This window comes from Pseudomonas sp. FW507-12TSA (genome assembly GCF_058781435.1).
The window spans coordinates 24,435-41,390 of sequence record NZ_JBYSWT010000018.1; the positions used below are offsets into that span (position 1 = coordinate 24,435).

General features: G+C 64.7%; 18 protein-coding genes. 12 read left to right on the forward strand and 6 right to left on the reverse strand.

Annotated features, from left to right (window positions below):
- Positions 1-148: 148 nt before the first annotated feature.
- Entirely contained in the window at positions 149-1,771 is a 1,623-nt protein-coding gene (gene nadB / locus AC3WK8_RS18015; RefSeq protein WP_085596046.1) for an L-aspartate oxidase, read from the forward strand.
- Here nadB and AC3WK8_RS18020 read toward each other — a convergent pair.
- Together AC3WK8_RS18020 and AC3WK8_RS18025 are read right to left on the reverse strand one after the other, a co-directional pair.
- Positions 1,734-2,186, reverse strand: a complete 453-nt coding sequence (locus AC3WK8_RS18020) for a protein YgfX (protein WP_085596047.1) — start codon at positions 2,184-2,186, stop codon at positions 1,734-1,736. The genes nadB and AC3WK8_RS18020 overlap by 38 nt on opposite strands.
- The gene (locus AC3WK8_RS18025) at positions 2,170-2,424 is read right to left on the reverse strand and encodes an FAD assembly factor SdhE (protein ID WP_022642859.1); all 255 of its coding nucleotides are present in this window, start codon (positions 2,422-2,424) and stop codon (positions 2,170-2,172) included. Before AC3WK8_RS18025 ends, AC3WK8_RS18020 begins: the two co-directional genes overlap by 17 nt.
- Before the next feature lie 149 nt (positions 2,425-2,573).
- On the opposite strand from AC3WK8_RS18025, the gene ygfZ reads away from it, so the two are divergent.
- Both ygfZ and AC3WK8_RS18035 read left to right on the forward strand, forming a co-directional pair.
- A complete protein-coding gene (gene ygfZ / locus AC3WK8_RS18030; protein ID WP_103325463.1) occupies positions 2,574-3,515 on the forward strand; it encodes a CAF17-like 4Fe-4S cluster assembly/insertion protein YgfZ in 942 nt (313 codons plus the stop codon).
- A gap of 37 nt (positions 3,516-3,552) precedes the next feature.
- The gene (locus tag AC3WK8_RS18035) at positions 3,553-4,374 is read left to right on the forward strand and encodes an HDOD domain-containing protein (protein WP_053135312.1); all 822 of its coding nucleotides are present in this window, start codon (positions 3,553-3,555) and stop codon (positions 4,372-4,374) included.
- 10 nt (positions 4,375-4,384) lie between these two features.
- Here the strand turns inward: AC3WK8_RS18035 and AC3WK8_RS18040 are convergent, their stop codons facing one another.
- The gene (locus AC3WK8_RS18040; RefSeq protein ID WP_053135315.1) at positions 4,385-5,782 is read right to left on the reverse strand and encodes a sensor histidine kinase; all 1,398 of its coding nucleotides are present in this window, start codon (positions 5,780-5,782) and stop codon (positions 4,385-4,387) included.
- Complete coding sequence (locus AC3WK8_RS18045) at positions 5,775-6,446, reverse strand: response regulator (RefSeq protein WP_022642855.1); 672 nt, start codon at positions 6,444-6,446, stop codon at positions 5,775-5,777. The genes AC3WK8_RS18040 and AC3WK8_RS18045 overlap by 8 nt, the downstream gene beginning before the upstream one ends.
- 233 nt (positions 6,447-6,679) lie before the next feature.
- On the opposite strand from AC3WK8_RS18045, the gene AC3WK8_RS18050 reads away from it, so the two are divergent.
- From AC3WK8_RS18050 to AC3WK8_RS18070, 5 genes are all read left to right on the forward strand, one after another.
- Entirely contained in the window at positions 6,680-7,966 is a 1,287-nt protein-coding gene (locus AC3WK8_RS18050; protein ID WP_103325462.1) for an OprD family porin, read from the forward strand.
- A 102-nt stretch (positions 7,967-8,068) separates the two neighbouring features.
- Positions 8,069-9,055, forward strand: a complete 987-nt coding sequence (locus AC3WK8_RS18055; protein ID WP_085596049.1) for a Bug family tripartite tricarboxylate transporter substrate binding protein — start codon at positions 8,069-8,071, stop codon at positions 9,053-9,055.
- Between the two features lie 58 nt (positions 9,056-9,113).
- Positions 9,114-9,572 carry a tripartite tricarboxylate transporter TctB family protein gene (locus tag AC3WK8_RS18060; protein WP_103325461.1) on the forward strand — a complete coding sequence of 153 codons (459 nt, stop codon included), beginning with the start codon at positions 9,114-9,116 and terminating at the stop codon, positions 9,570-9,572.
- 1 nt (position 9,573) lies between these two features.
- A complete protein-coding gene (locus tag AC3WK8_RS18065) occupies positions 9,574-11,088 on the forward strand; it encodes a tripartite tricarboxylate transporter permease (RefSeq protein ID WP_103325460.1) in 1,515 nt (504 codons plus the stop codon).
- Positions 11,081-12,109 (forward strand): AbrB family transcriptional regulator, encoded by a 1,029-nt coding sequence (locus tag AC3WK8_RS18070; RefSeq protein ID WP_103325459.1) that lies wholly within the window; start codon positions 11,081-11,083, stop codon positions 12,107-12,109. Before AC3WK8_RS18065 ends, AC3WK8_RS18070 begins: the two co-directional genes overlap by 8 nt.
- Positions 12,110-12,151: 42 nt before the next feature.
- Here the strand turns inward: AC3WK8_RS18070 and ung are convergent, their stop codons facing one another.
- The gene (gene ung / locus AC3WK8_RS18075; RefSeq protein ID WP_103325476.1) at positions 12,152-12,844 is read right to left on the reverse strand and encodes a uracil-DNA glycosylase; all 693 of its coding nucleotides are present in this window, start codon (positions 12,842-12,844) and stop codon (positions 12,152-12,154) included.
- 131 nt (positions 12,845-12,975) lie between these two features.
- On the opposite strand from ung, the gene dspII reads away from it, so the two are divergent.
- Positions 12,976-14,088 carry an enoyl-CoA hydratase/isomerase DspII gene (dspII, locus tag AC3WK8_RS18080; protein WP_085596053.1) on the forward strand — a complete coding sequence of 371 codons (1,113 nt, stop codon included), beginning with the start codon at positions 12,976-12,978 and terminating at the stop codon, positions 14,086-14,088.
- A 31-nt stretch (positions 14,089-14,119) separates the two neighbouring features.
- Here the strand turns inward: dspII and AC3WK8_RS18085 are convergent, their stop codons facing one another.
- Positions 14,120-14,500 (reverse strand): hypothetical protein, encoded by a 381-nt coding sequence (locus AC3WK8_RS18085; protein WP_103325458.1) that lies wholly within the window; start codon positions 14,498-14,500, stop codon positions 14,120-14,122.
- Between the two features lie 266 nt (positions 14,501-14,766).
- Between AC3WK8_RS18085 and AC3WK8_RS18090 the strand changes: the two genes are divergently transcribed.
- The 3 genes from AC3WK8_RS18090 to AC3WK8_RS18100 all read left to right on the forward strand — a co-directional run bounded on the left by AC3WK8_RS18090 (position 14,767) and on the right by AC3WK8_RS18100 (position 16,927).
- Positions 14,767-14,991, forward strand: a complete 225-nt coding sequence (locus AC3WK8_RS18090) for a cysteine-rich CWC family protein (RefSeq protein ID WP_085596055.1) — start codon at positions 14,767-14,769, stop codon at positions 14,989-14,991.
- Positions 14,992-15,024: 33 nt separating this feature from the next.
- Positions 15,025-15,717 carry a pseudouridine synthase gene (locus tag AC3WK8_RS18095; RefSeq protein ID WP_103325457.1) on the forward strand — a complete coding sequence of 231 codons (693 nt, stop codon included), beginning with the start codon at positions 15,025-15,027 and terminating at the stop codon, positions 15,715-15,717.
- Between the two features lie 325 nt (positions 15,718-16,042).
- Entirely contained in the window at positions 16,043-16,927 is an 885-nt protein-coding gene (locus AC3WK8_RS18100; protein ID WP_103325456.1) for an alpha/beta fold hydrolase, read from the forward strand.
- The last annotated feature ends 29 nt before the right edge of the window (positions 16,928-16,956 follow it).

The following is a 16,956-nucleotide window of genomic DNA, read 5'->3' on the forward strand; positions in this document are numbered from 1 at the left end:
TCAGCGAAGTCGCACAATGCCATGCAGGCGCGGCTATTGTGCCGCTCCCCCCCTCTATATACTAGTGGGCTGTGTGGCTGCTTTGACTTGCCGATTCAGGCGTCTTGCGCCAACCCCGTCCCGGGTCGCTTTGAGCGGAATCCTTCAAATGAGCCAACAGTTTCAACACGATGTTCTGGTGATTGGCAGCGGTGCCGCCGGCTTGAGCCTGGCCCTGACCCTGCCCAGCCACCTGCGGATTGCGGTCCTGAGCAAGGGCAACCTCGCCAACGGCTCGACCTATCGCGCCCAGGGCGGCGTGGCTGCGGTGCTGGACGACACCGACACGGTCGAGTCCCATGTCGACGACACCCTCAATGCCGGTGCCGGCCTGTGCCACGAAGACGCCGTGCGCTTCACCGTGGAGCATAGCCGCGAAGCGATCCAGTGGCTGATCGACCAGGGAGTCCCCTTCACCCGTGACGAAGAAGCCGGCAACGATGACAACGGCTTCGAATTCCACCTGACCCGTGAAGGTGGCCACAGCCATCGGCGGATCATCCATGCCGCGGATGCCACCGGTGCTGCCATCTTCACCACCCTGCTGGCCAAGGCCCGGCAGCATCCCAATATCGAGCTGCTGGAACAGCGGGTCGCGGTCGACCTGATCACCGAGAAGCGCCTGGGCCTGGAGGGCGAGCGCTGCCTGGGTGCCTACGTACTCAACCGCGCCACCGGTGAAGTCGACACCTTCGGTGCACGCTTCGTGATCCTCGCCTCTGGCGGCGCGGCCAAGGTCTACCTCTATACCAGCAACCCCGACAGTGCCTGCGGCGACGGCATCGCCATGGCATGGCGCGCGGGCTGCCGAGTGGCCAACCTGGAGTTCAACCAGTTCCACCCTACCTGCCTGTACCACCCGCAGGCCAAGAACTTCCTGGTGACCGAAGCCCTGCGCGGCGAAGGCGCCCACCTGAAGCTGCCCAACGGCGAGCGCTTCATGCAGCGCTTCGATCCGCGGGCCGAGCTGGCGCCCCGGGACATCGTCGCCCGGGCCATCGACCATGAAATGAAGCGCCTGGGTATCGACTGCGTCTACCTGGACATCAGCCACAAACCGCAAGCTTTCATCAAGAGCCACTTCCCCACGGTCTACGAGCGTTGCCTGGAGTTCTCCATCGACATCACCCGGCAGCCAATCCCGGTGGTGCCGGCGGCCCACTACACCTGCGGCGGAGTCATGGTCGACCAGCATGGCCAGACCGACGTGCCAGGCCTCTATGCCATCGGCGAGACCAGCTTCACCGGCCTGCACGGGGCCAACCGCATGGCCAGCAATTCGCTGCTCGAGTGCTTCGTCTATGCCCGCTCGGCGGCGTCCGACATCCTGCGGCAACTGCCGCAGATCGCCTTGCCTATCGCCCTGCCCGCCTGGGATGCCAGCCAGGTCACCGATTCCGACGAAGACGTGATCATCGCGCACAACTGGGATGAACTGCGGCGGTTCATGTGGGACTACGTGGGCATCGTGCGCACCAACAAGCGCCTGCAACGGGCACAGCACCGGGTGCGTTTGCTCCTGGACGAAATCGACGAGTTCTACAGCAACTACAAGGTCAGCCGCGACCTGATCGAACTGCGCAACCTGGCCCAGGTCGCCGAGCTGATGATTCTCTCGGCCATGGCCCGCAAGGAAAGCCGGGGCCTGCACTACACCCTCGACTACCCGCAGATGCTCCCCGAGGCCCAGGACACTATTCTGCAGCCGCCCACCTATCGCGAGCGAACTTGAGCCGCACCCGCAGGCGCCGATGCTCGTCGGCCGCCTGCGCATCCTGCGGGACGCAGACGGAATGGATCCGGCGCCGGCCCTTCAGGCGAAAACGCAATACCACGATCAACGGCAGCGCCAGGCTATCGGGACACAACTGCACCGCCTGCCAGCCACAGGCGCGGTTCCACAACTGCCAGCCGGCGACACCGTGACGCAGGCGGGTGAAGGCCCGGGGGTGGCTCAACAATATTTGCCGAGGCAGCGCCCAGGCGGCGTGCAACAGGCACAGCGACAGCCCCAGGAGCTTGGCGAAAAGCGGGATATCGAGAAGAAAAACGGCACCCAGGGCGAAAGCCTGGGCCAACAGATAAGCCGCCAGCAGTTGCATGGACGCCCGCCAGCGGCTCTCGAACAGCTTACTTGGGTTGGACACGATCCAGGATCATGCGCACCATGCGCTGCAACTCGGGATCAGGGGATTCGCTGCGCTCCATGAACCAGCCGAACATGTCCTGGTCCTCGCACTCGAGCAGGTTGCGGTAGCACTGGCGATCCGTTTCGTTGAGATGCGGATACACCTCCTTGACGAACGGCACCAGCAACACGTCCAGTTCGAGCATGCCGCGACGGCTGTGCCAGTAGAGGCGATTCAGTTCAACATCTTCAACCATGGAACGCTCCTCAAATAGGGCGCCAGTATACAGCCCGGGACAGGTGATGACAGTCGGCTTTGGTCGGCCACCGCCTATCCTTTGTGAACTATCCATTTCAAAGGCGCCCCCTTATGATGTGCCCCATACTTTTTACCCTGCGATGAACCATGGCTGACTCCGCTTTTTTCTGCCCCCTGTCCCACGAAGGCGTACTCGCCGTCCGCGGCCCCGATGCCAGCAAATTCCTGCAGGGCCAATTGACCTGCAACCTCAACTACCTCAGCGACAGCCAATCCAGCCTTGGCGCCCGTTGCACCCAGAAAGGCCGCATGCAATCCAGTTTCCGTATCCTCCTGGAGGGTGACGGCTGCCTGCTGGCCATGGCCGGTGAGCTGGTGGAGGCGCAACTGGCTGACCTGAAGAAATACGCGGTGTTCTCCAAGGCCAAGCTCAGCGATGAAAGCACCAGCTGGGCACGTTTCGGCCTGTCCTCGGCCCAAGCCGTCCTCGACCAGTTGGGCCTGGAACTGCCCCAGGAAGACGGCGCCGTGGCCCGGTCAGACGGCCTGATCGCCGTGCGCGTCTCGACCGACCGCGCCGAGCTCTGGGTCCCTGCCGAACGCGCCGCCAGCCTGGGCCAGCAACTGGCCGCGCAACTACCCGAAGGCCAGTTGAACCAGTGGCTGCTGGGACAGATCCGCGCCGGCCTGGGCCAGGTCATGGCACAGACCCGCGAACTGTTCATCCCGCAGATGCTCAACCTGCAGGCCGTAGGCGGCGTCAGCTTCAAGAAGGGCTGCTATACCGGCCAGGAAATCGTCGCCCGCATGCAGTACCTGGGCAAGCTCAAGCGCCGCCTGTACCGCCTGGCCCTGGCAGCGGGCGAACAGCCGGAGCCCGGTACCCCGCTGTTTTCCCCGACCCACGGCAGCGCCATCGGTGAAGTGGTCCTGGCGGCCCGCGCCCCGGAACGGATCGAATTGCTGGCGGTGGTGCAGGCCGAGGCCGCGGAAGATGACAACCTGCACCTGGGAACGCCCGAAGGACCGGGCCTGCAATTGCTCGACCTGCCGTACCAGCTGGACCGTGATCGCGAAATCCAGCGCTGATCGCCTGACCTTTCCTGCAACACCCTAGAGAACCGAGATGACTGAGCTGGCGGAAAAGGTCCAACAGGATTTGGTGGAGGCCATCGACAACGATGACCTGGTCCTGCCAACCCTACCGGAGGTGGCCATGCAGATTCGCCAGGCCGCCGAAGACCCGGAAATCAGTGTCAGCACCCTGAGCAAGGTCATAGGTCGCGATACCGCCCTGTCGGCGCGGCTGATCAAGGTAGTCAACAGCCCGCTGCTGCGGGCGGCCCAGGAAGTCACCGACCTGCACACCGCCATCACCCGCCTTGGAGTCAACTACAGCAGCAACCTGGCCATCGGCCTGGTGATGGAGCAGATCTTCAACGCCCGCTCCGAGGTGGTGGAACGCAAGATGCGCGACGTCTGGCGGCGCAGCCTGGAGGTGGCCGGGGTCAGCTATGCCCTGTGCCGCAGCTACAGCCAGCTCAAGCCGGACCAGGCGGCACTCGGCGGCCTGGTGCATCAGATTGGCGTGCTACCGATCCTGACCTACGCCGAGGATCACTACGAGCTGCTGGCCGATTCGGTCAGCCTCAACCACGTGATCGAACAGATCCATCCATTGCTGGGGAACAAGTTGCTGCAGGTCTGGGAATTCCCCGAGCAGTTGGTGCAGATCCCCGAGCAGTACCTTGACTTCAAGCGTCAATCCGCCGGGATCGACTACGTCGACCTGGTCCAGGTAGCAACCCTGTACTGCCACAAGGACACCGACCACCCCCTCTCGCGAATCGATGCCTTCAGCGTGCCCGCCTTCAAGAAGCTGAAGATCGACCCGGAAGACCAGGCCATGTGCCGCGACCTCGAAGAGTCGCGTTCGATGCTCTACTGAGTGGCGCCCCCTACAGGGGCTCCTGGCCAGCGCTGAAACTCACCCGCACCTTCAAGCCCGACGGCTGGCCGTCATGCAGGCTGATCTGCGCCAGATGCGCGCGGCAGATCTCGCCGACGATGGCCAAGCCCAGGCCTGATCCGGCCACCTGCTGGTTGCGCCGGTAGAAGCGCTCGAAGACCCGGTCGCGATCCTCCAGGGGAATCCCCGGACCGTCGTCTTCCACTTCCAGCACTCCCGGCGCCGTGACCCGCAGCACCACGTTGCCGCCCGGCGGCGTATGGGCCAGGGCGTTATCCACCAGGTTGCTCAAAAGCTCATTGAGCAAGGTCGGCTCCCCCTTGAGCCATACCGGTTCATCAGCCTCCAGGGCCAGTGCCACGCCCCGGGCATGGGCCAGGGGCGCCATGGCCATGCCCAGCTCCCGAGCCAGTTGGCTGAGGTCGAGCAACTGCGCCCCGCCTTCGGCAATGGCCCGGGCACCGTTTTCCACCCGGGCCAGGGACAACAGCTGGTTGGCCAGGTGAGTCAGGCGATCGGTGCCCTGGGCCACGTTCTCCAGGGTCGAACGCCAGGTCTGCGGCTCATGGGAGCGCAGCCCCAGTTCGAGACGCGCCTTGAGCGCCGCCAGGGGGGTACGCAGTTCATGGGCCGCATCGGCGATGAACTGCGCCTGGCGCTCGAACTGACCACGCAGGCGCTCGGTGAAATGGTTCAAGGCCCGTACCAACGGTCCCAGTTCATGCTGCACCGACACCAGTGGCAAGGGTCGCAAATCATCCGGCTGGCGCTCCTCCACCGCACTGCGCAAGCGCTCCAGCGGCCGCAACGCGGCACTCACAGCAAACCACACCAGGAGCAAGGCACCGATGGCCAACATCCCCAGGCGCAACAGGGTATCGGCCATCAGGCTGCGGGCCATGGCCACCCGGGCTTCATCGGTTTCGGCCACGCGGATTTCCGCCATGCCGTTCATGTTCGGCTCGCTGACCGCCTTGAGCAGGCTCACCACCCGTACGTTCTGCCCTTGGTAGGTGGCATCGTAGAATCGCGCCAGGGCCGGATAGTCATCGGTGCGCGGCGTGCCCGGCGGTGGTCCCGGCAGGTTCTCGTAGCCGGAAATCAACTGCTGGTGGATATCGTTGACCTGGTAGTAGATCCGCCCTGCGCTGTCATAGGCGAAGGTGTCCAGGGCCACATAGGGCACGTTGGCGCTGAGGCTGCCATCACGCTGGGACAAACCGGCGGCGATGGTCCGCGCCGAGGCCAGCAGGGTTCGGTCGTAGGCGGTGTCGGCGGCCTCGCGACCGTTCCAGTAGGCGCTCAGGCCGCTGGCCAGCATCAATACCACCAGCAACAGCGCCAGGTTCCACAACAAGCGCCAGCGCAGGCTGCTGGGCCTATGCATCGCGACTTTCCAGCAGATAGCCCAGGCCACGGAAGGTGACGATAGCCACCGCGTGGCCATCGAGCTTCTTGCGCAAACGGTGGATGTAGATCTCGATGGCGTCCGGGCTGGCCTCCTCATCCAGGCCGAACACCTGGGACGCCAGCTGCTCCTTGCTCATGACCCGCCCGGGCCTGGCGATCAGGGCCTCGAGCACCGCCTGCTCGCGCGAGGTCAGGGTCAACAGCTCCTGGCCCAGGGTGAAGCGCCGGGTATCCAGGTCGTAGGCCAGCACTCCGCACCGCTGCTGGCGCTCGCCGCCCAGCACGCTACGGCGCAACAGGGCCTTGACCCGGGCCTCCAGCTCGGTCAGCTCGAAAGGCTTGGCCAGGTAATCGTCGGCCCCCAGGTTCAACCCGTGCACCCGGTCCTTGACGTCGCTGCGAGCGGTGAGCATCAGCACCGGCAGGTTCTTGCCACGAGTACGCAAGCGCGCCAGCACCTCGAAGCCATCCATGCGCGGCAGGCCGACATCCAGCACCGCCATGGCGTACTCCTCGCTGCTCAGCGCCAGGTCGGCAGCCACCCCGTCGTGCAGCACGTCCACGGTCAGGCCCGTGCTCTTGAGCGCCTGGGCGACACTTTCAGCCAGTTGCAGATGGTCTTCGACCAGCAGGACCCGCATGGTTTTGCACCTCGTTCAGGGGGGAATCGACAGTACTTTTGCGCGCGGAGTGTACCGCCGCAACCGCTGCTGTGAAGCCCGAAAACCTTGAAAGCTGGCTGAAAGGTTAGCGAAAGGTTGGCCCTTTAGAGTCCTGTTACGGAAAGTTCCGGCAGCCTTGCCGAGTTCCGCCGACATGCAAAGCGCCTCGAAGCGTTTTCATCAGAATAAGAACAATATCGGAGTACCACCGGATGCCATCCACGCACTCCCAGGCCAGCGCGCCTGTGCGTTTCTCCCGCCTGACCCCGACCGCCCTCGCCAGCGCCGCCGCCCTTGCCGCTCCGCTGACCCAGGCCGCGTTCTTCGAAGACAGCAGCGCCACCTTCGAAACCCGCAACATGTACTTCAATCGCGACTTTCGCGACGGCACCAGCGCCCAGCAATCCAAGCGCGACGAGTGGGCCCAGGGCTTCATGCTCAACCTGCAGTCGGGCTACACCGAAGGCACCCTGGGATTTGGCGTCGATGCCCTGGGCATGCTCGGGGTCAAGCTCGACTCCAGCCCCGACCGCACCGGCACCGGCCTCTTGCCGACCCACGACGATGGGCGTGCGGCCAACCAGTACTCCAAGCTCGGCCTGACCGGCAAGGTCAGGCTCTCTGCTACCGAGCTGAAGATCGGCAGCCTGATCCCCGAACTGCCGATCCTCAAGCCCAACGATGGGCGGATCTTGCCGCAGACCTTCCAGGGGGGCCTGCTGACGTCCAGGGAAATCAAGAACCTGACCTTCACCGGCGGCCGCCTGGACAAGGCCAAGGACCGCGACGACAGCAACTACGAGGACATCCGCCTCAACAACAAGAACGGTCGCTTCGCCGGCAACGTGGCCGGCAAGCACTTCAACTTCGGCGGCCTGGACTACAAGTTCAGCGACAAGATCATCGCCAGCTACCATTTCGCCCAACTGGACGACGTCTACAACCAGCACTTCCTCGGCTTGCTGGCATCGCGCCCCCTGGGCCCCGGCACCTTCGCCAGCGACCTGCGCCTGGCTATCAGCAACGACCAGGGCCAGGCCCGCGGCGGCAAGATCGACAACCGCGCCCTCAACGGCCTGGTGAGCTATGCCTTGGACGGGCATAAACTCAGCGCCGGCTATCAGCACCTGTCCGGCTCCAGCGCCTTTCCCTACGTGGATGGCAGCGACCCTTACCTGGTGAACTTCGTGCAGATCAACGATTTCGCCGGCGCCGAGGAACGTTCCTGGCAAGCCCGCTACGACTACGACTTCGCCAAGCTGGGGATTCCCGGCCTGAGCTTCATGACCCGCTACCTGAGCGGCGACAACATCGCCTTGAAGAACGGCGACACCGGCAAGGAATGGGAACGCAACACCGAGATCAAGTACGTGGTGCAAAGCGGCACCTTCAAGGACGTCGCGGTGCGCCTGCGCAATGCCACCTACCGCTCCAACTATTCGGCTCGCGACGCGGACGAAGTACGCCTGCTGGTGAGCTACAGCGTGGCCCTGTGGTGATCCCACAGGCCGCGCCCACGGCCGGTGCTGGCAGGCCGGCCCCTGCGCCCAAGGATCGAGGACGACCCGGGCATACCGATAACAACTCCTGTGGAGACACTCATGGACTTTTCATTGCGTAAACTGGCCCTCGCCGCCGGCTGCCTGTTGTTCACCGGCCAGCTGCTGGCCGCATCCGCCGAACCCAAGCGCCCGGAATGCATCGCCCCGGCCTCCCCCGGCGGCGGCTTCGACCTGACCTGCAAGCTGGTGCAGAGCGCCCTGGTCAACGAGAAGATCCTCAGCAAACCGATGCGCGTCACCTACATGCCCGGCGGCGTCGGGGCCGTGGCCTATAACGCTGTGGTGGCCCAGCGCCCGGCCGATGCCGGGACCCTGGTGGCCTGGTCCAGCGGTTCGCTGCTGAACCTGGCCCAGGGCAAGTTCGGGCGCTTCGACGAAAACGCCGTGCACTGGCTGGCGGCCGTGGGCACCAGCTATGGCGCCATCGCGGTGAAGAACGATTCGCCCTACAAGACTCTCGATGACCTGGTCGCGGCCCTGAAGAAAGATCCGAGCAAGGTGGTGATCGGCTCCGGCGGCACCGTCGGCAGCCAGGACTGGATGCAAACCGCGCTGATCGCCAAGGCCGCCGGGATCAACCCGCGGGACCTGCGCTACGTGGCCCTGGAGGGCGGCGGGGAAATCGCCACGGCCCTGCTGGGCGGGCACATCCAAGTGGGCAGTACCGACATCTCCGACTCCATGCCGCACATCCTCGCCGGCGACATGCGCTTGCTGGCGGTGTTTTCCGAGCAGCGCCTGGACGAGCCGGAAATGAAGAACATCCCCACTGCCAAGGAACAGGGCTATGACATCGTCTGGCCGGTGGTGCGCGGCTTCTATCTGGGGCCGAAGGTCAGCGACGAGGAATACGCCTGGTGGAAAAACGCCTTCGACAAGCTCCTGGCCTCCGAGGAGTTCGCCAAGCTGCGTGACCAGCGCGAGCTGTTCCCCTTCGCCATGACCGGCACGGAGCTGGACACCTACGTGAAGAAACAGGTGGCCGACTACAAGGCCCTGGCCAAGGAATTCGGCCTGATCCAGTGACCGCCCCATTCTGACGGCCCGGCCCTCGCGCTGCGAGGGTCGGACCTGGGAGTTAGCCATGCTCGTTCAACGTCTATTCGCCTCGGTGCTGTTGCTGGCCTGTGCTGGCCTGGCACTGATGGCCTGGCCGTACCAGGCGGCCTTTTCCTACGAACCCGTGGGCCCAAGGGCCTTTCCGCTACTCATGCTCGGCCTGATGGGCCTGGCGCTGCTGTACCTGCTGGTGCGTCCGACACCGATCAAGCACAGCGAAGACGAACCGCCGCTGGACCATGAAACCCTGGTCAAGATCGCCCTCTGCGTGGCCCTGCTGCTGGTACTGGCCGGCACCTTCGAACCCCTGGGCTTCATCCTCGCCGGGATCCTCGTCGGCGTCCCCATGGCCCGCCTGTATGGCGGCCGCTGGTTGCCCAGCCTGGTGATCGTCAGCCTGCTCAGCATCGGCCTGTACTGGCTGTTCGATCGGGTCATGGACGTACCCCTGCCCCTGGGCCTGCTCGACGTTCTGGAGAATTGATATGGATACCTTGAGCTATCTCGGCCAGGGCTTCGGCGTCGCGCTGAGCCCGTACAACCTGGTCACCGCCCTCACCGGCACCCTGATCGGCACCGTGGTCGGCCTGCTGCCGGGCCTGGGCCCGATCAACGGCGTGGCGCTGCTGATTCCCATCGCCTTCGCCCTGGGACTGCCGCCGGAGTCGGCGCTGATCCTGCTGGCGGCGGTCTACCTGGGCTGCGAGTACGGCGGGCGAATCAGTTCGATCCTGCTGAACATCCCCGGCGAGGCCTCTACGGTGATGACCACCCTCGACGGTTATCCGATGGCTCGCCAGGGCCTGGCCGGCGTGGCCTTGTCGCTGTCGGCCTGGAGCTCGTTCATCGGTGCCCTCATCGCCACCTGCGGCATGGTGCTGTTCGCCCCGCTGCTGGCCCGGTGGGCCATCGCCTTCGGCCCGGCGGAGTATTTCGTGCTGATGGTGTTCGCCATCGTCGCCCTCGGCGGCATGGCCGGCGACAAGCCGCTGAAGACCTTCATCGCCGCGCTGATCGGGCTGTTCCTGTCGGCAGTGGGGATCGATGCCAACAGCGGTGTGTACCGCTTCACCGGCGACAACATCCACCTGGCCGACGGCATCCAGTTCGTGGTGCTGGTGCTGGGCCTGTTCTCCATCAGCGAGATACTCCTGCTGCTGGAGAAGACCCACCGCGGCCAGGAAGCGGTCAAGGCCACTGGGCGCATGCTGTTCAACCTCAAGGAAGCGGCCTCGGTATTGGCAGTGAACATCCGTTGCGGCCTGCTGGGCTTCATCATGGGCGTGCTGCCCGGGGCCGGGGCGACCCTGGCCAGTGCCGTGGCCTACATGACCGAGAAACGCATCGCTGGCGCCAGCGGCACTTTCGGCCAGGGGGACAAGCGCGGCCTGGCGGCTCCGGAAACCGCGATCGGCGCCTCGGCCTGCGGCGCCCTGGTGCCAATGCTGACCCTGGGCGTGCCGGGCTCGGGCACCACGGCGGTGATGATCGGCGCCCTGTCGCTGTACAACATCACGCCGGGGCCTCTGCTGTTCCAGCAACAGCCGGACATCGTCTGGGGCCTGATCGCCTCGTTGTTCATCGCCAACATCATGCTGGTGATCCTCAACATCCCGATGATCCGCATCTTCACCCGCATCCTCGCGGTGCCGAACTGGGCCCTGGTGCCGGCCATCGCGATCATCACCGCGATCGGCGTCTATGCCGTGCACGCCACCACCTTCGACCTGTTCCTGATGGTGGGCATCGGCATCTTCGGCTACATCCTGCGCAAGCTCGACTTCCCGCTCTCGCCGGTGCTGCTGGGCTTCATCCTCGGCGGCTTGATGGAGCAGAACCTGCGTCGTGCACTGTCGATCTCCAATGGCGCGCTGGAGATCCTCTGGTCGAGCCCGATCACGGTCGGGGTCTGGGTACTGACGGCGTGCATGCTGTGCCTGCCGCTGCTGCGTATCTGGCGCAAGCGTTCGGCCCGCCAGCGCATGGTGACCGATGTCTGAAGGCGCTTTGCGGCAATGGTGGGGCACGCCACTGGTGGGCCTGGCTGGCGGCTATCTCGCCAGCCTGGTGGGCTGGCCCCTGCCCTGGATGGTCGGCTCGTTGCTGGCGATCATCCTGGTGCGCTGCCTGACGCCCTGGCAGTTGGCGCAGATCCCCGGCGGACGCAAGTGCGGACAATGGATAGTGGGCATCGGCATCGGCCTGCACTTCACCCCGGCGGTGATGGACCAGGTGATGAGCCACTTCGGCCTGATTTTCTGCGGTGCCCTGGTCACTAGCCTGTCCAGCGTAATGGCGGTCTGGCTGCTGCGGCGTACCGGTGAAGACCGCGCCACCGCGTTCTTCTCCAGCATGCCCGGCGGCTCCGGGGAGATGGTCAATCTCGGCGCACGCAACGGCGCGGTGCTCAGCCGGGTAGCGGCCGGGCAGAGCCTGCGGGTGCTGGCGGTGGTGCTGTGCGTACCGGCGGCGTTCAAGTACCTCCTGGGCCAGGGGACGCCGGTGCTGCACAGCGCCAGCGTCGACTGGCGCTGGCTGGCCATGCTGTTCCCCGCCGGCGCGCTGCTGGCCTGGCTCTGGCAGCGGCTGCGCCAACCCAACCCGTGGCTGTTCGGCCCGTTGCTGCTCAGCGCGGTGGCCAGCATCGCCTGGAACCTGCACACCGGCCTGCCCGATGGCGCCAGCCAGATGGGCCAGTGGTTGATCGGCAGCGGCCTGGGATGCCACTTCAACCGTCAGTTCTTTCGCCGGGCGCCTTCGTTCATGGGGCGCACCCTGCTGGGTACGGCCATGAGCATGCTGATCGCCGGCCTCGCGGCCTGGTGCCTGAGCCTGCTGACCCAGCTGGACCTGCGCTCGCTGACCTTGGGCATGATGCCGGGGGGAATCGCGGAAATGAGCCTGACGGCAGAGGTGCTGCAACTCTCGGTGCCGCTGGTGACGGCGATGCAGGTGATGCGCTTGCTGTTCGTGCTGTTTCTCGCCGAGCCCCTGTTCCGCCACTGGAACAAGGGCCCGTAGCCGCTGCCGCAGACTGGGTCGGGCAGCGACCACAGGGCTGGCCTACAGCGCTGGCAGGCGCCAGTTGATCGGGGTCTCGCCGCTCTGCTCGAGGAACTTGTTGGTACGGCTGAAGTGCCCGCAGCCGAGGAAGCCGCGATAAGCCGACAGCGGCGATGGATGCACCGAGGTCAGCACCAGGTGCTTGGTGCTATCGATCAGCTTCTGCTTGCTTTGGGCGTGGGCGCCCCACAACAGGAACACCAGGTGCGGCTGGTGCTCGCTGACCACCTCGATGATCCGGTCGGTGAAGAACTGCCAGCCCTTGCCCGCGTGGGAGGCGGCGTTGGCCCGCTCCACGGTCATGGTGGTGTTGAGCAGCAGCACACCCTGTTCGGCCCAGCTCTGCAGGTAGCCATGGTTGGGCGCATCGATATTCAGGTCGCGCTTGAGTTCCTTGTAGATGTTCACCAGCGAAGGCGGCGCCGGGACCCCGGGTTGCACCGAGAAGCACAGGCCATGGGCCTGGCCCGGGCCGTGGTAGGGATCCTGGCCGAGGATCACCACCTTGACCTTGTCCAGCGGGGTCGAGTTCAAGGCGTTGAAGATCAGCGGACCGGGCGGATAGATCTCCTTGCCGGCAGCGTGTTCCTGGCGCAGGAACTCCCGCAGTTCGCTCATGTAGGGCTGTTCGAATTCGGCCCGCAGGGCCGCCTTCCAGCTCGGTTCGAGTTTGATACGATCGTCAGCAGTCATGGCCATGCCCGAGAAAAACAATGGCCGCACCCTAGGAAAGCCGACTTCGCTTGTCAATTGATCTGACACATAACCGGCACTTTCCCCCACAGCGATCATACTGACCGCTCTTGTTTAGCCACGAGGTCACGATGAACCTGCACGTCGAAGAACTCACCGCCACCGGTGGCGCGCGTATCGCCATCGCCACCCTGGACGCGGAAAAGTCCCTCAATGCCCTCTCGCTGCCCATGATCCAGCAACTGGCCGAGCGTCTCGAAGCCTGGGCCAAGGATCCGCAAGTGGCCTGTGTCCTGCTGCGCGGCAACGGCGCCAAGGCCTTCTGCGCCGGGGGCGAGGTTCGCAGCCTGGCCCAGGCCTGCCTGGCGCATCCGGGCGAGGTGCCGGCCCTGGCCGGGCATTTCTTCGCCGCCGAATATCGCCTGGACTATCGCCTGCACACCTACCCCAAGCCGCTGATCTGCTGGGGGCATGGTTATGTGCTCGGCGGCGGCATGGGCCTGTTGCAGGGGGCTGGAGTCCGAATCGTCACCCCCAGCAGCCGCCTGGCGATGCCGGAAATCAGCATCGGCCTGTATCCCGACGTGGGGGCCAGCTGGTTCCTTTCGCGCATGCCCGGCAAGCTCGGCTTGTTCCTCGGCCTCACCGGCGCCCACATCAACGCCCGCGATGCCCTGGACCTGGATCTCGCCGACCGTTTCCTGCTGGATGAACAGCAAGAAGAACTGATCGAGGGCCTGCTGCAACTGAACTGGCAGGAACAGACTCCGCGCCAGCTCAACAGCCTGTTCCGCGCCCTGCAGCAAGAATCCCTGGGGCAGTTGCCCGAAGCCCAGTGGCTGCCACGCCGACCACAGATCGACCAATGGCTGGATGTCAGCGACGTGGCCTGCGCCTGGCGCGCCATCAGCCAGCTGCGCGACCATCCGGACACCCTCTACAGCCGTGCGGCCAAGACCCTGGGCGAAGGCTGCCCGTTGACCGCCCACCTGGTCTGGGAACAGATCCGCCGGGCGCGCTACCTGTCCCTGGCCGAAGTGTTCCAGATGGAATACACCCTGAGCCTGAACTGTTGCCGCCACCCGGAATTCGCCGAAGGGGTACGCGCGCGCCTGATCGACAAGGACCAGCGGCCACACTGGCACTGGGCGGACATCAACGGAGTGCCGGAGGCCGTGGTGCAGGCGCACTTCCACAAGGTCTGGGAAGGCCGCCATCCACTGGCGGACCTCACCGACTACTAGTTAGTCCCAGGAAAGAATCGACAACCGTGGATCAGTGGCCGCGCCCTCCCCGGCCACGGTCGCCACGGTCATGGTGGCCATGGCCGCCCCAATCATGGCTGCCGCCATTGTTGTTCCAGTTGCCGCGGCGGTCATGCCCGCCCCAGCCCCGGTCCGGATATGGCCGGTACAACGCGCGCGGCGCCTGGTAGTAACGCGGGGACGGCTGGTAATACCGGGGCGCAGGCTGGTAGTAGCCCGGCGCGTGGTAACCACGCCCGGTGGAGTAGTAATAGGAAGAACCGCCACCGTAGTAATAGGCCGGCGCCGGAGAGCTGTAGATCTGCGAATCGTAGTAGTCCCCGGCGTAGTAAGGCGCGCACGCAGAGAGGCTGGAACCCAGCAAGGCAATCAGCAGAAGTCGACGATACATGGCGGCCTCCTGGACCGCGAAGAAGCCACACCAGCGACGCTGGCGGGCGACAATCGGCAAATGGCCAATTGACGAAATATCTGACCGTGAAAACGCCTTTCAGTGCGTTTTATGCAACACATTGATACATGTCTGCGACCACCGGTATCCTCTCACCAGCCCGATGAAAAAACCCGGCGAACCGTCAGCACCGACTTGACCCGCCGGCCATCGGCAGACACCCTGCACGCTCCTTCGTCCCGTACCAAGCCGCTCTCGCCCCGACCATGAACCGACCCGAGTCCTGCCCCGCCTGTGGCGCCCGCAACGACTGCACCCTGGCTGACCCACGCAGTGCCGGCCGGGCCTGCTGGTGCTACAGCGTGAGCATCGACCCGGCCATCATCCAAGCCCTGCCGCCGGAGTTGCGCAACCAGTCCTGCCTGTGTCCGCGCTGCGCCGGGGTCGAGGCGCAACTGAGCCACGGCGAAGGCGCGCCCCCCCGACCATGAACCCGCATCCACTGCCGCCCGCTGCCCTGTCCCATGCGCCTTGATCGTTTCCTCAGCAACCTGCCACGTTTCAACCGCCAGCAGGTTCGGCTGCTCCTGGCCCAGCGCCGGGTGCGCATCGATGGCCAGGCGGTCAGCGATCCCAGGGTCGAAATCCGCGAGTTCAGCCGAGTGGAACTGGATGATGAAGTGCTCCAGGCCGGCAAGCCCGCGCGCTACTTCATGCTGCACAAGCCCATGGGCTGCGTCAGCGCCACTCGCGACCCCGAGCACAAGACGGTGCTCGAACTGATCCACGAGCCCGATCCACAGGATCTGCACATCGCCGGACGCCTGGACTACAACACCACCGGGCTGATGCTGATCACCAACGACGGCAGCTGGTCACGGCGCCTGACCCAACCGCAGACCAAGCTGCCCAAGCTCTACTACGTGGAGACCGAGCAGGAGATCGGCCCCGAATATGTCGAGACCTTCGCCCGCGGCCTGTATTTCGCTTTCGAAGACCTCACCACCCTGCCTGCCCAGTTGCACATCCTTGGCCCCCGCAGCGCCCGGCTGAGCATCGTCGAAGGGCGCTACCACCAGGTCAAGCGCATGTTCGGCCACTTCGACAACAAGGTCCTGCGCCTGCATCGCGAGCGTATGGGCCCGCTGGTGCTCGACGCGGGCCTGGCCCCTGGTGCATACCGGGCGCTCAGCGCTGCCGAGATCGCCCTGATCTGAAGGCCTGGGTACAGGACGACCACTGGGCGGAAGCTGTCGAACAATTTACCCAACGGCACTTGCAGGTTCGGGATTGCCCTGCTTGAATCAGTCCGTCGGCCGAATAGTGACCGACCAGTTACGAAAGAAAACCAATAAGTCTTCCACCGGCCTGAGCCCTGCCAGCTCTGCATTCCCCCCGGTAACCGCCCGCCTATAACAACACCCGTCGACCTGCCTTACCGGATCGACATGGGCTTCGATTCCAGGCGTATGCCTACCTGTCACATTGACCGTGCACACTCAATCGTATGCGCGCATACCCGCTTGCCAGGAGTCTTATGACATGAGGCCAGAAATCGCTGTGCTGGATATACAGGGTCAGTATCGGGTTTACACGGAGTTCTATCGCGCAGAGGCCGCAGAAAAGACCATCGTCCTGGTCAATGGCTCGATGGCGACCACGGCGTCCTTTGCCCAGACCGTGAAGAACCTCCATCCGCAGTTCAACGTGGTGCTCTACGACCAGCCCTATGCAGGTCGCTCCAAGGTCCATAACCGGCATGAGCGCATGCTGACCAAGGAAATCGAGGGACAGATCCTGCTGGAGCTCATCGAGCACTTCGCCGCCGAGCATGTGCTGTCGTTTTCCTGGGGTGGGGCCGCGACCCTGCAGGCGTTGTCCCAGCGTCCACGGCGTATCGAAAAGGCGGTGATCAGTTCGTTCTCGCCGGTGATCAACGATCCGATGCGCGACTACCTGGAGCGTGGAGTCGACTATCTCGGCAGCCTTGACCGCCATCGCGTCGGCCATCTGGTCAACGACACCATAGGCAAGCACCTGCCATCGCTGTTCAAGCGCTTCAACTACCGCCATGTGAGCAGCCTGGCCGAGCATGAGTACGGGCAGATGCACTTCCACATCAGCCACATGCTGCACGGCGATCGCCAGTGCTACGTCAAGGCGGCGCGCAACATCCAGGTCCCGGTATTGTTCATCAATGGCGAATGGGATGAGTACACCTCGGCCAAGGATGCCCAGTTGTTCGCCAACCATGTGCGGCATTCGAGCTTCAGCACCATCCAGGCCACCGGGCACTTTCTCGACATGGAGCACAAGGCCGCCTGTCGCGACAGCCGCCGGGCCCTGCTGAGCTTCCTCAAGCCAGGCCAGCATGAGCACCAGGCGCGCCCGCACTACGCCCTGGGCCAGCATGCGCGTGCCAGTTGATGGGATTTCCCACAGGCCGCCACCGTCCT